The sequence below is a fragment of the Campylobacter sp. JMF_11 EL3 genome (assembly GCF_027736965.1).
Classification (GTDB): Bacteria; Campylobacterota; Campylobacteria; order Campylobacterales; family Campylobacteraceae; genus Campylobacter_B.
Window position 1 is genome coordinate 25,747 of record NZ_JAOVTJ010000003.1, and the last position, 17,433, is coordinate 43,179.

General features: G+C 41.5%; 20 protein-coding genes. 13 read left to right on the forward strand and 7 right to left on the reverse strand.

Going from position 1 to position 17,433, the window contains the following annotated elements; genetic code table 11:
* Positions 1-3: 3 nt before the first annotated feature.
* Positions 4-1,122 (reverse strand): Wzz/FepE/Etk N-terminal domain-containing protein, encoded by a 1,119-nt coding sequence (locus OFN67_RS05130; RefSeq protein WP_270868944.1) that lies wholly within the window; start codon positions 1,120-1,122, stop codon positions 4-6.
* Positions 1,119-1,532 carry a glycerol-3-phosphate cytidylyltransferase gene (gene tagD / locus OFN67_RS05135; protein WP_333720329.1) on the reverse strand — a complete coding sequence of 138 codons (414 nt, stop codon included), beginning with the start codon at positions 1,530-1,532 and terminating at the stop codon, positions 1,119-1,121. Before tagD ends, OFN67_RS05130 begins: the two co-directional genes overlap by 4 nt.
* 166 nt (positions 1,533-1,698) lie before the next feature.
* Between tagD and OFN67_RS05140 the strand changes: the two genes are divergently transcribed.
* From OFN67_RS05140 to OFN67_RS05150, 3 genes are all read left to right on the forward strand, one after another.
* Complete coding sequence (locus OFN67_RS05140; RefSeq protein WP_270868943.1) at positions 1,699-3,027, forward strand: sugar transferase; 1,329 nt, start codon at positions 1,699-1,701, stop codon at positions 3,025-3,027.
* An 80-nt stretch (positions 3,028-3,107) separates the two neighbouring features.
* Positions 3,108-3,374: an ACT domain-containing protein gene (locus OFN67_RS05145; protein WP_270858301.1), complete on the forward strand. Its 267-nt coding sequence runs from the start codon at positions 3,108-3,110 to the stop codon at positions 3,372-3,374.
* Between the two features lie 9 nt (positions 3,375-3,383).
* Positions 3,384-4,721: a PFL family protein gene (locus OFN67_RS05150; protein WP_270873982.1), complete on the forward strand. Its 1,338-nt coding sequence runs from the start codon at positions 3,384-3,386 to the stop codon at positions 4,719-4,721.
* A 256-nt stretch (positions 4,722-4,977) separates the two neighbouring features.
* Here the strand turns inward: OFN67_RS05150 and uvrB are convergent, their stop codons facing one another.
* Positions 4,978-6,954: an excinuclease ABC subunit UvrB gene (uvrB, locus tag OFN67_RS05155; protein ID WP_270868941.1), complete on the reverse strand. Its 1,977-nt coding sequence runs from the start codon at positions 6,952-6,954 to the stop codon at positions 4,978-4,980.
* A gap of 71 nt (positions 6,955-7,025) precedes the next feature.
* On the opposite strand from uvrB, the gene OFN67_RS05160 reads away from it, so the two are divergent.
* From OFN67_RS05160 to OFN67_RS05170, 3 genes are read left to right on the forward strand one after another with little or no spacing between them, the layout of a single operon-like run.
* Positions 7,026-7,283, forward strand: a complete 258-nt coding sequence (locus OFN67_RS05160; RefSeq protein WP_270858296.1) for a hypothetical protein — start codon at positions 7,026-7,028, stop codon at positions 7,281-7,283.
* 2 nt (positions 7,284-7,285) lie between these two features.
* Positions 7,286-7,525 carry a hypothetical protein gene (locus OFN67_RS05165; protein ID WP_270868940.1) on the forward strand — a complete coding sequence of 80 codons (240 nt, stop codon included), beginning with the start codon at positions 7,286-7,288 and terminating at the stop codon, positions 7,523-7,525.
* Positions 7,522-7,983, forward strand: coding sequence for a hypothetical protein (locus OFN67_RS05170; protein WP_270868939.1), 462 nt, complete (start codon positions 7,522-7,524; stop codon positions 7,981-7,983). Before OFN67_RS05165 ends, OFN67_RS05170 begins: the two co-directional genes overlap by 4 nt.
* On the opposite strand, the gene OFN67_RS05175 is transcribed toward OFN67_RS05170, so the two are convergent.
* Genes OFN67_RS05175 through OFN67_RS05190 form a run of 4 tightly spaced genes read right to left on the reverse strand, consistent with a single transcriptional unit; the run spans position 7,984 to position 11,601 of the window.
* Positions 7,984-8,520, reverse strand: a complete 537-nt coding sequence (locus OFN67_RS05175) for a phosphatidylglycerophosphatase A family protein (protein WP_270868938.1) — start codon at positions 8,518-8,520, stop codon at positions 7,984-7,986.
* Positions 8,521-8,553: 33 nt separating this feature from the next.
* Positions 8,554-9,627 (reverse strand): sulfate adenylyltransferase, encoded by a 1,074-nt coding sequence (locus OFN67_RS05180; RefSeq protein ID WP_270868937.1) that lies wholly within the window; start codon positions 9,625-9,627, stop codon positions 8,554-8,556.
* Positions 9,605-10,471, reverse strand: a complete 867-nt coding sequence (locus OFN67_RS05185; RefSeq protein WP_270868936.1) for a hypothetical protein — start codon at positions 10,469-10,471, stop codon at positions 9,605-9,607. Before OFN67_RS05185 ends, OFN67_RS05180 begins: the two co-directional genes overlap by 23 nt.
* A 2-nt stretch (positions 10,472-10,473) precedes the next feature.
* Complete coding sequence (locus tag OFN67_RS05190) at positions 10,474-11,601, reverse strand: bifunctional 2-C-methyl-D-erythritol 4-phosphate cytidylyltransferase/2-C-methyl-D-erythritol 2,4-cyclodiphosphate synthase (protein WP_270868935.1); 1,128 nt, start codon at positions 11,599-11,601, stop codon at positions 10,474-10,476.
* A gap of 193 nt (positions 11,602-11,794) precedes the next feature.
* Between OFN67_RS05190 and thiC the strand changes: the two genes are divergently transcribed.
* The 7 genes from thiC to OFN67_RS05225 all read left to right on the forward strand — a co-directional run bounded on the left by thiC (position 11,795) and on the right by OFN67_RS05225 (position 17,395).
* Complete coding sequence (gene thiC, locus OFN67_RS05195) at positions 11,795-13,138, forward strand: phosphomethylpyrimidine synthase ThiC (RefSeq protein ID WP_270868934.1); 1,344 nt, start codon at positions 11,795-11,797, stop codon at positions 13,136-13,138.
* Positions 13,135-13,902: an SDR family NAD(P)-dependent oxidoreductase gene (locus OFN67_RS05200; RefSeq protein WP_270868933.1), complete on the forward strand. Its 768-nt coding sequence runs from the start codon at positions 13,135-13,137 to the stop codon at positions 13,900-13,902. The genes thiC and OFN67_RS05200 overlap by 4 nt, the downstream gene beginning before the upstream one ends.
* 68 nt (positions 13,903-13,970) lie before the next feature.
* Complete coding sequence (locus OFN67_RS05205; RefSeq protein WP_270868932.1) at positions 13,971-15,038, forward strand: Mrp/NBP35 family ATP-binding protein; 1,068 nt, start codon at positions 13,971-13,973, stop codon at positions 15,036-15,038.
* Between the two features lie 140 nt (positions 15,039-15,178).
* On the forward strand, positions 15,179-16,354 hold the full coding sequence (locus OFN67_RS05210) for a YbfB/YjiJ family MFS transporter (protein WP_270868931.1): 1,176 nt from the start codon (positions 15,179-15,181) through the stop codon (positions 16,352-16,354).
* Complete coding sequence (locus tag OFN67_RS05215; RefSeq protein WP_270868930.1) at positions 16,330-16,542, forward strand: tautomerase family protein; 213 nt, start codon at positions 16,330-16,332, stop codon at positions 16,540-16,542. The genes OFN67_RS05210 and OFN67_RS05215 overlap by 25 nt, the downstream gene beginning before the upstream one ends.
* 33 nt (positions 16,543-16,575) lie before the next feature.
* Positions 16,576-16,908 (forward strand): LysR family transcriptional regulator, encoded by a 333-nt coding sequence (locus tag OFN67_RS05220; RefSeq protein WP_270868929.1) that lies wholly within the window; start codon positions 16,576-16,578, stop codon positions 16,906-16,908.
* Positions 16,892-17,395, forward strand: coding sequence for a LysR substrate-binding domain-containing protein (locus OFN67_RS05225; protein ID WP_270868928.1), 504 nt, complete (start codon positions 16,892-16,894; stop codon positions 17,393-17,395). The genes OFN67_RS05220 and OFN67_RS05225 overlap by 17 nt, the downstream gene beginning before the upstream one ends.
* The last annotated feature ends 38 nt before the right edge of the window (positions 17,396-17,433 follow it).

Sequence of the window (17,433 nt, forward strand, 5' to 3'; positions counted from 1 at the left end):
AATTTATGCTAAATTCGTCTTTTTTCTCGCTGCAATTTCGCTTTTTAGCAAAACCCAAAACACACCCAAAATACCACCTAAAAATGTCGCAATCGCTACGATTAAAAGCTTTTTAGGTTTTACGGGAGCTTCGTTTGTTACGATTAAATCATCTTTTATGATAACATTGCTTAGATTTAGCGGACTTTGAGCGGCTTTTAGCATCTCTATATTGTTTTTAAATTCAGTAATTTTTGAGTTAAGATTGTTTGATTTGGCGACTAGTTCATTTTTTTCACTTTGGGCTACCGCTATTTTTACAAATTCATCATCATGCAAATCATACTCAATTTGGCGTTTGGTAGTGATAGTGGTAGCATATTGTTCTCTTAAATCTGCAAGTCGTTCTTTTAGAGTGATTAGCGAATTGTTGCTAACAGAACTAGTTTTTAACTCTTCTTCTGTGTTTTTTATCTCATTTTCTAAATTTGGAATTACTATTTCCACTAAATTTTTATAATCTTCTTGTCGTTTGGGGATCACGACACTTTTGAGATTTGCGATTTCTTTGTCCTTATTTGGCAATAAAACAGTTTCGTATTGTTTGATTTGGTCTGTTAAATTCGCGATGTCGTTTTCTGCTTTGGCGATATTATTTTTTATATTTTGTCGTTGCAACTCGATTTCGCTTTTGTAAATATCTTGTTCTTCCTTCACTATTTTGTTTATCAAAGCGACGGCTTCGTCGTTGCTTTTACCCATAACTTCGATGTCAAAAAAGTCGTTTAGGTTGTTTTTTGTGCCACTTATTTTAGCTGAGATTACTTTTTCTACAAACGCACTCTCTTTTGGCTGACCTTTTAGAGCGTCGATATATTTGCTTTGGATTTTATTTATTATCATATCGGCTTCGACTAAAAGCTCTTTTTTATTTTCTTCTAAATTTTTATAGTAAGGTACCGAAATCCTAGCCTTTGCGCTATACCACGGCGTGGCGATTATGGTGTATAAAACGCCCAAAGCAAAAAACGCTAATACAAACATAGCAATGCTAAATTTACCTTTCCAAATTTTGCCTAGTAACTCGAAAATATCGATTTCATCGTTTTGTGAATTGGCTGAATTCATTAAATTTTCGCTCATTTGTTTTCCTTATCTTTTAAATCTTTTTTTATCTGTGTTGTTGAAATCTCCGGCGTTCGTTTTAGATAGACCACTTCGCAGCCCTCGTCTTTTAAGAAGTCAAATTTGCCTTCCCAGTCATCGCCGATGACGAAAGTATCGACATGATACAAATGCACATCTTCTTTTTTTTGCTCCCATGAATTTTCGGGGATTACGAGATCCACATAGCGAATCGCTTCAAGCAGGTGTTTGCGTTTTTCGTATGAAAAATAGCATTTTTTTTGCTTTGAATTCCAGTTAAACTCATCGGTCGAAAGTGCCACGATAAGGTAATCGCCAAGTGCTTTTGCACGGCGAAGCAAATTTATATGTCCATAATGAAGCATATCAAATGTGCCGTAAGTTATAACGCGTTTTATAGTCTTCAAAATTTTTATCCTCAAACTCAAAATTTTGCCCTAAAATGGGCTTTGAATTTCGTTTTTTCTTTTTTAAAAATTCAATCATTTCAAAATCTTAAAAAGTTCTAATTTTATCAAAATTAAACTAAAATTTGGCTACAATGTCGCAAATTTATTTTTGGAAAATTTAATTATGAAAAAATTTTATGCTATGGCTATACTTTTAGTAGCTGATGTTTTGTGCATTTTGATATCATTTTTCATCGCTGTGAGCGTGAGAAATCTCATAGAATTCGATTTTGCGGGCAATACACCGCAGCATTACAGCACCTATATTGGATCATTTTTTATATATGTTTTGATTATCGGCACATTAGCGTATCGCAAAATTTACACCAAACGCTATGATTTTTGGCATGAAAGTTATATTGTGTTTTCATCGTGTATGTTTGCGCTGGTGATGATTTTTTTCTTGCTTGCGATTAACAAAAATGTCTCGCACTCGCGATTTGTGATATTTTTGGCGTTTGGGCTGTGCGCGGTTTTGATACCGATGTGCAAATTTTTTCTTAAAAAATACCTTTACCGTGTGGGAATTTGGCAAAAAAACGCTAGGGTTATCAATGGCGATAAAGAATTCCGCCGCGAAATCTTTAAAAACCACTATTTGGGCTATAAATTTACCCGTGGCGACGACTACGAGACCGTTTTTATCGCAAATAAAAATTTAAAGAGTATTGACGAGCTAAACAGGTTGGTCGAAGAAAATGTCATCAAAAACCGCGAGGTGATTTTCACCCCTGCTTTGCAAGGATATGATTTTGCTGGCGGGGAAATTTTCAGCCTTTTTAACTCTCGCACGAATTTATTTATGCTAGAAAATTCGCTGTTAAAGCCGATGAATTATTTTATGAAGGGTTTGGTTGATTACATTGTCGTGCTTTTGGCTTTACCATTTTTGGTTGTGGCTTTTTTTGTGATTTTTGTTTTAATGAAAATCGAAGAACCAAAGGGAAAAATTTTATTTTCGCAACCACGAGCAGGCAGAAATAACAGACCTTTTAATTGCTTTAAATTTCGCTCTATGAGAGAAAACGGCGATGAAATTTTGCGAGATTATTTGCAAAAAAACCCAGACGAAGTCGAATTTTTCGATAAATACCATAAATATAAAAACGATCCACGCATTACAAAAATCGGAAATTTTATGCGTAAAACTTCGCTTGATGAGCTTCCGCAACTCATAAATGTCCTAAAAGGTGATATGAGTATCGTAGGTCCCCGCCCGTTTGTGGTCGGAGAGCGAGAAAACGGCGGAATAAGCCAAGCTGATATGAAAATTTTACTTCATGTAAAGCCCGGCGTCACGGGACTAGCACAGGTTATGGGTAGAGGCGATACTGATTTTAAAATTAGAGCTAAAATGGATATTTGGTATGTCAAAAACTGGACGCTTTATGTCGATTTTGTAATTATTTTAAAAACTATAAAAGCAGTTTTATTCCGTGAGGGCGCAAGCTAAAATTTGGAATTTTAAAATTCCAAATTTCCCCCAAATTTGCTATAATCCCCCTTTAAATTTCACATTTTACAAGGACACACATGAAAGCAATCGTAACAGTAGTCGGCAAGGACAAGGTCGGCATCGTAGCTGGCGTAGCTACCAAGCTAGCCGCGCTTGGGCTTAATATCGACGATATCACACAGACCGTTTTGGACGAGTTTTTCACAATGATGGCTGTGGTCAGTAGCGATGATAAAAAGGACTTCACGGCCCTTCGTAGCGAGCTTGAAGAGTTCGGCGCTAGTCTAAATGTCAAAATTAATATCCAAAGTTCGGCGATTTTTGACGCCATGCACAATATCTAAGGCGCGCAAATGAATATCAAGCAAGTAACCGAAACAATCTCGATGATCGAGGAGCAAAATTTCGATATCCGCACCATTACAATGGGCATTTCGCTTCTTGATTGTATCGACGCAAACCCCGAAAAAGCCTGCGAGAAAATTTACGCCAAAATCACAAAAAAAGCCGAAAATTTGGTAGCTGTTGGCGATGAAATTTCAGCCGAGCTTGGTATCCCAATCGTCAATAAACGCATCTGTGTAACGCCGATTTCGCTCATCGGTGCGGCCACAGATTTAGATGATTACACGATTTTTGCGCGCACGCTAGACGAGGCCGCGCACGCTGTGGGTGTGAATTTTATCGGCGGATTTAGCGCACTTGTACAAAAAGGCTATCAAAAGGGCGATGAAATCCTAATCCGCTCAATCCCGCGCGCCCTAGCTAAAACTGAGCGCGTCTGTGCTAGCGTAAATGTTGGCTCGACCAAAACCGGCATAAACATGTCTGCTGTGCGCGATATGGGCGAGATCATCAAACAAACCGCGAATTTAAGCAAATTTGGCTGCGCTAAGCTTGTAGTTTTCGCAAACGCTGTCGAGGACAATCCCTTTATGGCGGGCGCATTTCACGGAGTAGGCGAGGCTGATGTCGTCATAAATGTCGGCGTATCGGGTCCTGGCGTGGTCAAACGCGCCTTAGAAAAGGTGCGCGGAGAGAGCTTTGATATACTCGCTGAAACCGTCAAAAAAACCGCCTTTAAAATCACCCGCATAGGCCAGTTGGTCGGCTCAATGGCTAGCGAGAGGCTGGGCGTGAAATTTGGCATTGTGGATTTATCGCTAGCGCCGACGCCTGCTGTGGGGGATTCTGTGGCGAGAGTGCTCGAAGAAATGGGCTTGGAGCGCGTGGGCGCGCACGGCACGACGGCTGCGCTTGCGCTTTTAAACGACGCAGTCAAAAAAGGTGGTGTCATGGCGTGCAACCAAGTAGGAGGGCTATCTGGGGCGTTTATACCGGTTTCTGAGGACGAGGGCATGATAGAGGCGGTCAAGGCTGGCGCGCTAAATTTGGAAAAATTAGAGGCGATGACGGCGATTTGCTCCGTGGGGCTCGATATGATTGCGATCCCGTCCGATACGCCCGCAGCTACGATTTCAGCGATGATAGCCGACGAAGCCGCAATCGGCGTGATAAACCAAAAAACCACCGCCGTGCGCATTATCCCGTTAGGCCAAAAGGGCGATATGATCGAGTTTGGCGGATTGCTAGGCTCTGCGCCAGTGATGAGTGTAAATTCAGCCTCGTCGGCTGAATTTATCGCCAGAGGCGGGCAAATACCTGCGCCGATTCATAGTTTTAGAAATTAAAATTTTAAATTTTAGTTTTGGCTTAAATTTACAAATTCTCGCAGTGGTGCAAAATTTACCATTGCGAGAATTTTGTGTTAGCAAAATTCGTGGAAATTTATGAATTTAAATTTTCGACCTTCAAAATTGAGTTAAATTGCATTTGGGGCTTGCGAATTTTGCTCGCAAGCCTTTTTTTATTTGCGTTAAAATTTGGGTAAATTTGGCTAAATTCGTGTGAAATTTATGCAAAATTTGCGCTAAATTTTGCCCAAATTTAGAGTTTTTTCATTTTCGCTATTTCATCTCTTAACGCAGCGGCTTTTTCGAATTCCAGCGCAGCAGCGGCTTCTAGCATTTGCTTTCTTAGCTCTTTTATGATTTTGGCTCTCTCGGCGGCTGGCATTTTTTCTAATTTTTTCGCTTTGGTTAAAATTTCTGCGTTATCTTCGATTTTTAGGCTTTCTTCTATGTTTCTGGTTGCTGAGTGTGGCGTTATGCCGTGAGCGCGGTTGTATTCATCTTGGAATTTGCGTCTAGCCGTGGTTATATCGATAGCACTTTGCATTGAGCGGGTGATTTTTTTGCAAAACATCACAACTTGCCCGTTTAAATTCCTAGCAGCCCGTCCCATAGTCTGAATAAGGCTAGTTTCCGAGCGCAAAAATCCCTCTTTATCGGCATCAAAAATCGCAATCAAACTAACTTCTGGCAAATCTAGCCCTTCGCGCAATAAATTTATACCGATTAGCATATCAAATTCGCCTGACCTTAGCCCTCTGATTAGCTCATTTCGCTCTATTGCGTCGATGTCTGAGTGCATATATTTGACCTTGATACCGAGTTCGAGATAGTATTTACTAAGCTCTTCTGCCATTTTTTTTGTTAGCACGGTTACTAAAATTCGCTCATTTCTAGCTATGACCTTTTTTGCCATGTCGTGCAGAATTTCGACTTGATTGTCGCTATCTTTTATGAGAATTTCGGGGTCTAAAAGCCCCGTCGGACGCAAAATTTGCTCCACAACCTTTCCGCCGCTTAAATTCACTTCGTATTCATTTGGCGTGGCTGAAACGAATAAAAATTTGCCCTTTTTGCTGATAAATTCATCAAACATCAAAGGGCGGTTATCAAGCGCAGAAGGCAGGCGAAAGCCGTATTCTACGAGCGTCTCTTTGCGACTTCGATCGCCTGCGAACATACCGCGAAACTGCGGCAAGCTCACATGGCTTTCATCGACGATGACTAGGTAGTCTTGCCCCTTGCTCTCGTAGTAATCAAACAGCGAATACGGCGTTTCTCCGGCGTTTTGCCCTGTTAAATATCTCGCATAATTTTCGATTCCTTTGCAAATGCCCGTTGCACTCATCATTTCAAGGTCAAATTCGACACGCTGTTTTAGGCGCTGGGCTTCGACGAGTTTATTTTCATTTTCAAAAAATTTTAATCTCTCGCCAAGCTCTTCTTCAATGCCTTTAATCGCCGTTTTTAGGCGGTTTTCGCCGACGATAAACTGACTTGTGGGATAAAGGATAAATTTAGCCACGCTTTTTGTTTTTTTATTTTCCAAAACATCGAAATGATACATCGCTTCAAGCTCGTCGCCAAAAAATTCCAAGCGAATCGCTTCGTCGTTAAAATACGCTGGGTAAATGTCGATCGTATCGCCGTTAGCGCGGAAATCGCCACGATCAAAAAAATTGTCGTTGCGTTTGTAACCCATATCGACGAGTTTGCGAAGTAAAAATTTGCTAGAAAAACTTTGCCCAAGTTCTAAATGAAGCACCATGCCTTTGTATTCGGCAGGGTCACCCAAGCCGTAGTTTGCCGAAACCGAAGCTATCGTAATGACATCGTCAAAACTAAGCAAACTAGCTGTGGCTGAGAGGCGAAGGCGTTCTAACTCGTCATTTATGGAGCTATCTTTTTCGATAAAAAGGTCTTGGCGCGGTATATAGGCTTCTGGTTGATAATAATCATAATAGCTGATAAAATACTCGACATGATTTTGCGGGAAAAAGCCCTTAAATTCGCTATAAAGTTGCGCTGCAAGGGATTTGTTGTGTGTCATTATGAGAGTTGGAATTTGCAACTTTGCGATGATATTTGCCATGGTAAAGGTTTTTCCGCTTCCGGTAACTCCGAGTAGCGTTTGATATTTTTCGCCGTTTTTAATTCCTTGCACGATTTTTTCTATCGCGTTTTTTTGATCGTCGCTTGGGGTAAATTTTGATGATATTTTAAAATTTTGCAAATTTTTCCTTTATTTTAAAGCTAAATTTGGTTAGAATAAAAACTTTAAATTATATCTAAAAAAGGACAAATATGGAATCAATCTTTGACGAAGAAAAAAAAGTCGAGAGTTTGGGTCAAAAGGTCGAGGAGCTTATCAGAAGATATAGCGAGGCTAGGGAAGAAAACGCGAGATTGCGCGCAGAGCTAGTTAGTATCAAAGCGCAAAATGAGGCGATTAGTATGCAGCTTGGCACGCTAGAAGAGGACGCCGAGTATCGCAAACTAAGCGACGAGGAGCTTAGCAAAAAACTAGATGAAATTTTTGCAAAAGATGAATTTGACAACTAAAAATGAGAGAAATTTCAGTTAAATTTACAAGCAAATCTTTGAGCAAAGAGTATTCTATCAGCCTAGAAGATGAGTTTGCGCTCAGCTTCGAGCGGGACTGGCGCGAGATTGCAAAAGATGGTTTGCATGTAGATGTGGGCGAGCTTTTGAAGGCATATATTCAAAAGAGTTATGAAAATTATATGTTTTCTAGCAAAATAGAGGCTATTTCAAAAAACATCGATGAAGGAGTGAAAAGATGAGCAAAGGCGGAGCAGGCGGTAGCGGACTAGGTAGTCTGATTTTAATCATAGTTGTGATTTTTTTCGGCGTTAAGGTTGTGTGGCCAAAAATTACATCTCTTACAGACGGACCATTGGCGGCTTCTGCTGTTACGGATTTGGATAGGTTTTTTAAGGATATTAAAAGCGATTATGACGCTAAGGGCGAATTTAGAGAGCTTAAAAACATGACGAGCGTGCGCCAGTTTAGCGACGAGGATTTAAACGCGAAAGTCGTAGTCGGCAAGCCTATCAAATACGGCGTGGGTGTCAAATCTAAGGGAAATATGGAAATGTGCGCAGATATCACGCTCAAACACGACGGAAATTTATACTTTATGGAGCTTTATCCTATAAACAAAAAAAGTAATCTTTGCAAAATTTTCCATAATTTAGAGACATTTAAAAAATATTCTCGCTTTAATGTAGGTAGAGGCTGATTAAAAAATCAGCCCTCCAAGTCCAAATTTAATCATCAACGAAAAAATAATCAAAACCCCAAGCCCAGCGAAAAATCCAGCCAAAATATCATCGCTCATCACGCCCAGACCGCCCTTGATATCGCGATCGGCGCGCCCTATGATAGATGGCTTCCATATATCAAAAACCCTAAATAGCACAAGGGATAAAATCATCGCAAGCCACGAAAGGCGGCTAGCTTCAAAGCCAGAAATAATTTGCGCGAAATCTATCCCATACACCTCGCCCACGCTAGCACCGATGCTCATAGCAATCCACACGCCCACGACCTCGTCGATTACGATTTCGCTATTATCGTGCGAGCTGACCTGCTTTTCGTATTCGTCGATTATTTTTAGCGAGATTACAAAAACCAGAGCAGCGCACAAAAACAGCGTCGTTCCTCCTGCAAGTGCCAAAATCACAAGCCCTACAATCCAGCCTGCCACGCTTCCCCAAGTCCCAGGCGCAGGTCGCAAAAGCCCACTTCCAAAAAATGTAACAAATAGCTTATTCAAATTTTCTCCTTTTTAAATTTCAAATTTCAAATTTCAAGTTTTTAGCGCGCTGGTTTGATACAGCCTCATTAACTCTTCGTAAAATTCACTCTCGCTTCTAGGCTCGATAAGCCCGTCGTTAGGGAACAAATCATCGTAAAGGGCTTGCAAATCAGCGAAGCGATTAGGAAAAAGCTCGGCCAAAATCATCGCCGAAATCTCCTTTCGCATGAAAAGCGCGGGCGGCAAAATCCCAGCATAGAGCATGGCTTTGAGGTTGCGCGTGTGATAATGCACATGGTGGTGCGAGCCGTGCGGGCAGTTTTTCACGCTAGAAAGGACCTTGCATTTGTTGCAATACACATACTCTGGCATGAGCCAAATTTCGAAATTTTCGTAATCGCAAAAATCCAGCACAGAGTGCATATCGCCGTGGTCGAAATACCCCGCCACATGCTTGTGTTTTTGCCCAAAGACGACCTTATTTATGCCAAGATTGTGCGCTATGGCGCATTCAAGCGTGGGGTCGGAGTGGTTATTTAGCGCGCTAAAATCGTTTAAATCTATGAGCAAAACCCGCTCTTTTACAAGGAAATTTTCGCACAAAAACTCCAAGGTTTTTTTGCGCAAATTTGCGCTAAATGCGTCGCTTCTGCTCGAACCTACCAAAAAAATCACCACAAAATCAGCCTTGTCTATCATCAGGCGAAGTAACCTTTCATGCACCCTGTGCAAGGGATCTGCCATGGTGAAAAAGGCTGAAATTCTGGGGTTTTTGAAGCTTGATTTTCGCGCGAAAAATTCCGCAAACTCATCACCAATTATACGCGAATTTAGGCTAAGCTCGCCCCTAATCGCCTCATTTCCTGGGCGTTTGTTTTCAAAAACAGAGTTTTGTTTTTCTTCGTCCGTGATTTTTTGCGATGAAATAATTTTTAATTTTCCGCAAATTTCGCCTTCACAGATCAAATTCACTTCCGCGCCAGTTCTAAATTTCCCCGCTACAAAGGCGAAATTTTTGCCGTTTTTTAGCCTATCTTCGCCCCCAAATGCCCCAAATTTCAAAAGGTGCAGGGCGCAAAGCTCGCTTTTTGAGATTTCAATGCTATTTTTTTCGCGTGATACCATATTTTTTTCTCTTTTCCCAAAGCGATTTTCGCGAAATCCCCAAAATCGAGGCGAGTTCAGAGTCGAAATATTCGCCCTGATGCGCTAAAATCGCAAATTTCAAATATTCTTCCATGCTTAAAATTTTGTTTTTCGTGCAGTATGGAGAGAGTAAAATTTGATTTGAGTTTTCGCTAAATTCCATAGAGCAAACCTCCAAAACTAGCCGTTTTTCGGCAAAATTTGATAAAATTTGCGCTCTTTTGGCAGGCGATGTTTTATCAAATTTTTGCACGAATAAAATTTCATCTTTTATCTTTAAGTTTTCGCAATCCTCGCCATTAGCGATTATGAGTTTTGTGCCGAAATTTTGGGCGATTTGATGAGCGCACAAAAGGCGCGAAATTTCATCATAACCCTTTAAAAAAAGCGGAAATTTGAGCTTTTGCGCGTTTATTTTTGGCGTGTCGTAAATTTCTTTTAGCGCGCGCAAGAGTTCGTCGTTTCGCTCTTTTTCATGCAAAATTTGCTTAAAATACGCGTAGTGATCGAGCTTTTTGATGAGATCTTCTATCATAAACGGCTTTAAAATATAATCCGTCGCACCCGCATTTATGGGCGCTGTGACCGTGTCGTTGCTGATGTATGAGACTAGCATTATCACGATTGCGTTTTTGTGGCGCGCAATCACGCTTAGCAAATCGCCACTCCCCCACGATGATGAGAGCAAAACAGCGTCGAACTCCCCGGCGTTCAGGGCTAGTGGCAGGGTGGAAACCACGGTGCATTGGTGGTTTAGCGCGCTTAGTTTTAGGCTAAGTGAGTTTGCCAGATAGCTTTCCTTTTCGGCGATTAAGATTTTCAAAACTAATCCTTGATAAGTAGTTTTTTCCAGTCAAAATATTTTAAATTCACACTCGCAATCACCGCAATCCCCTCGCTTCGGCCCACAAAGCCTAGTTTTTCGGTGGTGGTGGCTTTGACATTTACCTTGCGCGTGGCTAAAATTTCGCACAAAGCTTTTCGCATTTGCTCTTTGTATGGGCTTAGTTTGGGCTTTTGCGCCATTATGGTAATGTCAGCATTTACGATTTCAAAGCCATAGCGGTGAATTTTATCTGTTACTTTTCGTAACAAAATTTTCGAATCAATCCCTTTGTAAGCCTCGTCTGTATCAGGGAAAAGCTCGCCAATATCGCCAATCCCAGCTGCGCCGCACATTGCATCGATTAGCGCGTGAATCGCCACATCGCCGTCGCTGTGAGCGATGAGCGAATACTCGCAAGGTATTTTTACGCCACAAAGCGTGATAAACGAGCCAGCTTCTAGCGCATGCACATCAAAGCCGTTTCCGCAAAATATCTCCGTGCAAACGCTAGGAAAATCAAAATTTTCTAAATCTGAAATTCGCGTGATTTTTCTAGCCGAAATTTCGCCCTTTACAAAGCCCAAAGTCCCGCCTACGCTTTTTATCGCAAGGCTATCGTCTGTGAAAATTTGCTCGCTTTGCAAGGCTTTTTTTAACAAATTTGTGCGTGAGAGTTGTGGGGTTTGGATTAGTTTGATTTCGTCGCGCGCTATCTCGCACTCGCCCAAATACGCCGTGTCATTTACGCCTAAATATGGGCTTACGCAGTCAAATTTGCCTAAATTTTCAAGTAGTGAGTTTATGAGATTTTGAGAAATACTAGCCCGCGCCACATCGCTTACTAAAACAAACTCGCTTTGCACCATTTCAAGGGCGTTTTTAAGCGATTTTTGGCGCATATCGCCACCAGCTATAAATTCGAATTCATCGCAAAATGAGCGCATGTATTTTAAATCTTGCGGATTAGCTACGATTATAATTTTTGCGAAATTTGCCTTTTTTGCGAGATCTTTGGCGACATGTAGCCACAGCGGATCATCACCTATGCGAAGCCACTGCTTTTTTACGGGGCTAGCAAAGCGCGTGGAATCCCCAGCGGCGAGTAAAACGAGTGATATTTCAGACATTTGATTTCCTAAAAATTTTAAAAATGTTACGAAATTATACATATTAAATTTAAAAAATAGTGAAATTTTGGCTAAATTTTGCAAATTTTACCAAGTAATGTTACGAATTTAAACACGCAAAAAAGATTTAAATTTTGCTTTTTTGTAGTAAAATTCTATCAAATTTCACAAATTTTCGCACGAAAGGTCAAAAATGCAAACCCCAAATTTAAAAGACTGCGCAACCCCAACTCAACTTTTTTACGCTAAAAATGGTGTTATCACCCCACAAATGGAGGCTGTCGCAAAAACAGAGTGTTTGGAAGCCGAATTTATCAGAGCGCAAATCGCACAGGGAAAACTCATAATCCCTGCAAATATAAACCACGCCAATCTTACTCCTATGGGAATCGGACGAGCATTAAAGTGCAAAATCAACTCAAATATCGGCTCTTCTAGCCTTAGCAGCGGCATAGATGAAGAGATCGAAAAATTGCGTCTTTCGATAAAATACGGCGCAGACACCGTTATGGATCTAAGCACTGGTGGGGATTTGGACGAAATTCGCCGTGCAATTATCGCTAATTCTACCGTTCCTATTGGCACGGTTCCGATTTATCAGATTATCCATGACATTGGGGATTTAGATAATCTAACTCCACAAATTATGCTTGATTGTATCGAAAAACAGGCAAAGCAAGGCGTTGATTATTTCACTATTCACGCTGGATTTTTGCTTAAATTTATGCCACTTGTTGCCAAACGCAAAATGGGAATCGTAAGCCGTGGTGGCTCATTAATGGCTAGTTGGATGATGAAACACCACAAAGAAAATCCGTTTTACGAAGCATTTGATGAAATTTGCGATATTTGCGCTAAATACGATGTTTCGCTTTCCTTAGGCGATAGTTTAAGGCCCGGCTGTCTATACGACGCCACAGATGAAGCCCAAATGAGCGAACTTGCCGAGCTTGGCAAACTTGCAATTAGAGCAAACGCAAAAAATGTTCAAGTTATGATTGAGGGACCTGGTCATGTGCCTTTTAATCAGATTGAATTTAATATGAAGGAAGAGCAGCGCCTTTGTAACGACGCTCCGTTTTATATACTTGGCCCACTTCCCACAGACATCGGCGCAGGGTATGATCATATCACAAGTGCGATTGGCGGGACAATGGCGGCGTTTCACGGGGCTAGTATGCTTTGCTATGTTACGCCAAAAGAGCATTTGGGTTTGCCAAACGCAAAAGATGTCAGAGAGGGCATAATAGCCCATAAAATCGCAGCTCATGCAGCAGATGTCGCACTTGGCAAAAAAGGAGCTATCGAGCGAGATCACGCTATGAGCGACGCTAGGTATAAATTTGACTGGAACAAGCAGTTTGAACTCGCGCTTGATCCTGAGCGCGCGCGCGAATACCACGACGAAAGCTTGCCTGATGAGGGCTTTAAAAATGCGGAGTTTTGTTCGATGTGTGGACCGAAATTTTGCGCGTATAAAATTTCGCGCCAAATCGCAGAGCAAAATTGCGAACACTTCCCAAAAGATGAGCGATGAATAAAACTGCCTTAATCACGGGAGCTAGTAGCGGTTTGGGGCGCGAGTTTGCGCGAATTTGTGCTGGGAACGGATATGATTTGGTTATCACAGCGCGAAATACTGACGCGCTAAACGCCTTAAAAAACGAGCTTGAAGCTAAATTTGGCGTGAGAGTTTTTGTTTTTGGGGCGGATTTATCGCAAATTACTAGCGTGGATAAAATTTGCGAATTTGTTCGCGAAAACTCCCTGAAAATCGACATTTTGATAAATAACGCAGGTTTTGGAGATCACGGCGAATTTGCTAAAAGCGATCTAAAAAAACAGCTCGAAATGGTGCAAGTAAATATCGCTAGTTTGCTAAATTTAACGCATTATTTTGCAAATTTGATGATTGAGCGAGGTGGCGGAAAAATCCTAAATATCGCTTCGGCTGCCTCTCTTACGGCTGGTCCAAAAATGAGCGTGTATTACGCAAGTAAGGCGTTTGTGCGAAATTTCAGCCTAGCACTCGCCGAAGAACTAAAAGATAAAAATATCAGCGTAACGGCGTTTTGCCCGGGTCCTGTGGCTACAAATTTTGGCGAGCGAGCTGGCGTAAAAAACGCCAAAATTTTCGCGCGAAGCGATGACGCTGGCGCCGTGGCAAGGCGAGGGTTTGAGGCGATGATGAGTGGCAAAACGCTAGTGTATGACGGCAGGTTTATTGGGCTAGCGAACCTTTTGACCCGCATTTTCCCGCTTAAATTTTGCGCCAAAGTAACAGGCTTTTTAAACGGCTAAATTTAAAAAAAATTTCAAACTTTTTAAATATAATGCGCCTTTTATCAAATTTCAAAGAAAGAGGAAAAATGAGTAAAGACGAAATTTTAAACGCGCTTCGAGGCGTGATTTATCCGGGGTTTTCGAAATCTATCGTTGATTTTGGCTTTGTAAAAAGCGTGAGTGAGGGCGAAAATCCTGTGATAGATATCGAAATCCCAAGCCAAAAAAGCGAAATTTCAATGCAGATTAAGGCTGAAATTTTAAATTTAATCCCAACTGCACAAATTTCGATCAAAACACCAAAACTAGCCCCCGAGCAGAGCAATTCGCGCTCTGGTAAAAATATCGCCCCACAAATCAAACATTTTGTGATGATTAGCTCAGGCAAAGGTGGCGTTGGAAAATCCACAACTACCCTAAATTTGGCGATTTCGCTAGCCAAACTTGGTAAAAAAGTAGGCGTGCTAGACGCTGATATTTATGGTCCAAACATGCCACGCATGCTAGGCGAAGAAAACACCCAAGCTAGCGTAATTGGACAGAGATTAAAACCGATCGAAAGCCACGGAATCGAAATGATGAGTATGGGCGTGCTAATCGAAGCAGGTCAGGGGCTAATGTGGCGTGGGGCAATGATAATGAAGGCAATCGAACAGCTTCTAAAAGATGTCGCGTGGAGTGATTTAGATGTGCTTTTCATAGATATGCCACCTGGAACTGGCGATGCGCAAATCACACTTGCCCAAAGCGTGCCAGTAACAGCCGGTGTGTGCGTAACCACGCCTCAAACCGTAGCCTTAGATGACGGCGCTAGGGGACTTGATATGTTTGAGAAGCTCCATATCCCAGTGGCTGGAATTATTGAGAATATGAGCGGATTTATCTGCCCTGATAATGGCAAAGAATACGATATTTTCGGCCGTGGCGGTGCGCAAAAGCTAGCTAGTGCTTACAATACCAAAGTCATCGGCGAAATCCCAATCGAAATCGCAATCCGCGAGGGTGGCGATAATGGCAAGCCAATTAGCTTTTATGCGCCCAAATCTGTGAGTGCGAAACGCTACGAGCAGGCTGCGCGCGCGCTGTGGGAAAAAATCGAAGAGGTCGATAGGGAGAATTTGGCTGATAATTCAGCGATTCAACCACAGGCTTAAATTTCAAATTTTACCTGCCAAACGGCGAATTTTTGCCGTTTGGTATATAAATTTTATATATCACAAATCGTTATTTTATATTTGACTTTAAATCGTTTTTATTGATACAATCTCGCAAAAATCCAAATTTAAGAAAATATATGAAATTTAACGATATTAAAATTTTACTAGCAGGAATTTGCGCATTTATCGTGGCTATCGGCACGGCGCGATTTGCTTTTACGGCACTTTTGCCACCAATGCTAGGTGATTTTTTAAGCGTAGAACGGGCTGGAATTCTAGCCTTTGCAAACTACACTGGATACTTCGTTGGCTCCTTTGCCACGGTCTTTGTGCGCGAGAGAGAGTTTAAAATTTTGCTTTTTAAACTAGCACTTTTTCTAAGCATTTTTACGACAATTATTTTAGCATTTAGCGAAAATTACTACCTTTGGTTTGGCGCGAGAGTGGCCGCAGGAGTGGGTTCGGCGCTGGTTATGGGCGTGGGTTCGTCATTTGTCTTTGACCTGCTATCTCACAACAAACAGGCCATGGCGTTTTATTTTAGCGCGGCTGGTATTTCTATCGTGCTAACCTCGCTTGTGGGAAATTTAGCGCTTGTGTTTTTTAGCTGGAAAATCGCGTGGGTTTTTTTGATAGTTTTTTCGCTTCCACTGAGCATTTTCGCGCTAAATACACTCACACCAAAGCGTGGTAAAAACGCCAAATTTTTGGTCGCAAAAAGCGAAAAATTGCCAAATTTGCTAATTTTGAAAATTTTAATCTTCGCATATTTTTTGGAGGGCATGGGATTTGTGGTGCAGGCTAGCTTTTTGCCTGATATTATAAACCGCGTAAAAGGGCTAGAAAATATGGGCACTTATGCGTGGTATTTGGTGGGCGTTTTCGCGATGTTTGGGCCGTTTGTCTGGGTGAATTTGGGGCGGAGATTTGGCGGGGTAGAGATGATGATAGTCTCACTTTTGTTACAAATTTTAGGGATTTTAATCCCAGTGTTTAGCCAAAATTTAATCTTAAATTTATTAAGTGGTGCTATATATGGAAACACGATGATGGGGCTAACTGCGCTATTTATGAGCTATGGGGCGAGCCTAGCGCCCAAATCATCGGCACCGATTATGAGTGCGCTAACGGCTGCGTATGCCATAGGAACGATAATCGCGCCGCTGTATTGTGCTAAAATCTTTAATATCTATCAAAGCTACGATAGGGCGCTAGTTTTAACCGCGATTTTTGTGGGACTTAGCGCACTTAGTCTAGGTGTGATAAAATTTTTCAAAAAGGAGCAAAAATGCCACTTATCAATGTCAAAATGACTATCGAGGACGGCGGTTTGAGCGTGGAGCAAAAGCAAAATTTAGCTAGGGAATTAACAAACGCTTTTGTGAAAGTCGTCGGCCGTGGCGAGAAAACCTGTGTCGTCATCATAGATGAGCTTAGCACCGATAACTACGCAATCGGAGGCGAGACGATAACGGCTATCAGAGCAAAGCAAAAATCATAAATTTCATAAAATTTCTTAAATTTGGAGATAAAAATGGATTCAAATTTATTAAAAGTTTTTGTCGCAGTCGCTGGTGAGCGAAGCGTAACGCTGGGCGCAAAAAAGCTAAAACAGGCTCAATCAAACATCACAGCTCGTATCAAACAGCTAGAAAACGATCTTGGCTTTAAGCTTTTTCACAGAGTTCCGCAAGGCGTTTTGCTTACCAAAGAGGGCGAAATGCTCTATCCTAGGGCGTGTGAGATTGTAAGCAAAATCGAGCGGTTAAACAAGGAGATTAAAAAATCCAAAGAATTAAGCCTGCGCGTAGTCTCCACAGAAGCAAACGCTGCGGTGCGCGTGGTGCCTTTTGCTAAGGCTTTATAATGACTTTAAGGGTGCTTCGTTAGAGCTTACCACAAATACGACTGCTGGGTGCCTTAAATGGCTACTTGATTACAAGGCTGATATTGCCTTTGTAAGCGGGATAGTCGAGCATAAAGATTTAATGACGCTAAATATTTTCGATGAGACAATGGTTATCGCAAGTCCAAAGCAAAAGTGCGAAAATGCGGTGTTTCTGGCATACCGTAAGGGGTGCGCTTATAATGATTTTGCGATGAAATATCTGCAATCTCGCAAAATAGAGGCTAAAATTTTCGAATTTGCTAGTTATGAGACGATTTTAGGCTGTGTGGAGGCTGGGATCGGGCAGACGATATTGCCACTGAGCATAATCGAAAAGCTTGGATACGATAAAAAGCTAAATTTGAAAATTCTTTCCAAAAAACAGGCAAATATCCCAACTACAATGATTTGCAGGAAGGATAATGTCCCAAATATCGAGCAGTATCTACGCGATATGAAATTATAAATTCCATATCGTTTTTTTATATGCACTCTATCGTTAGT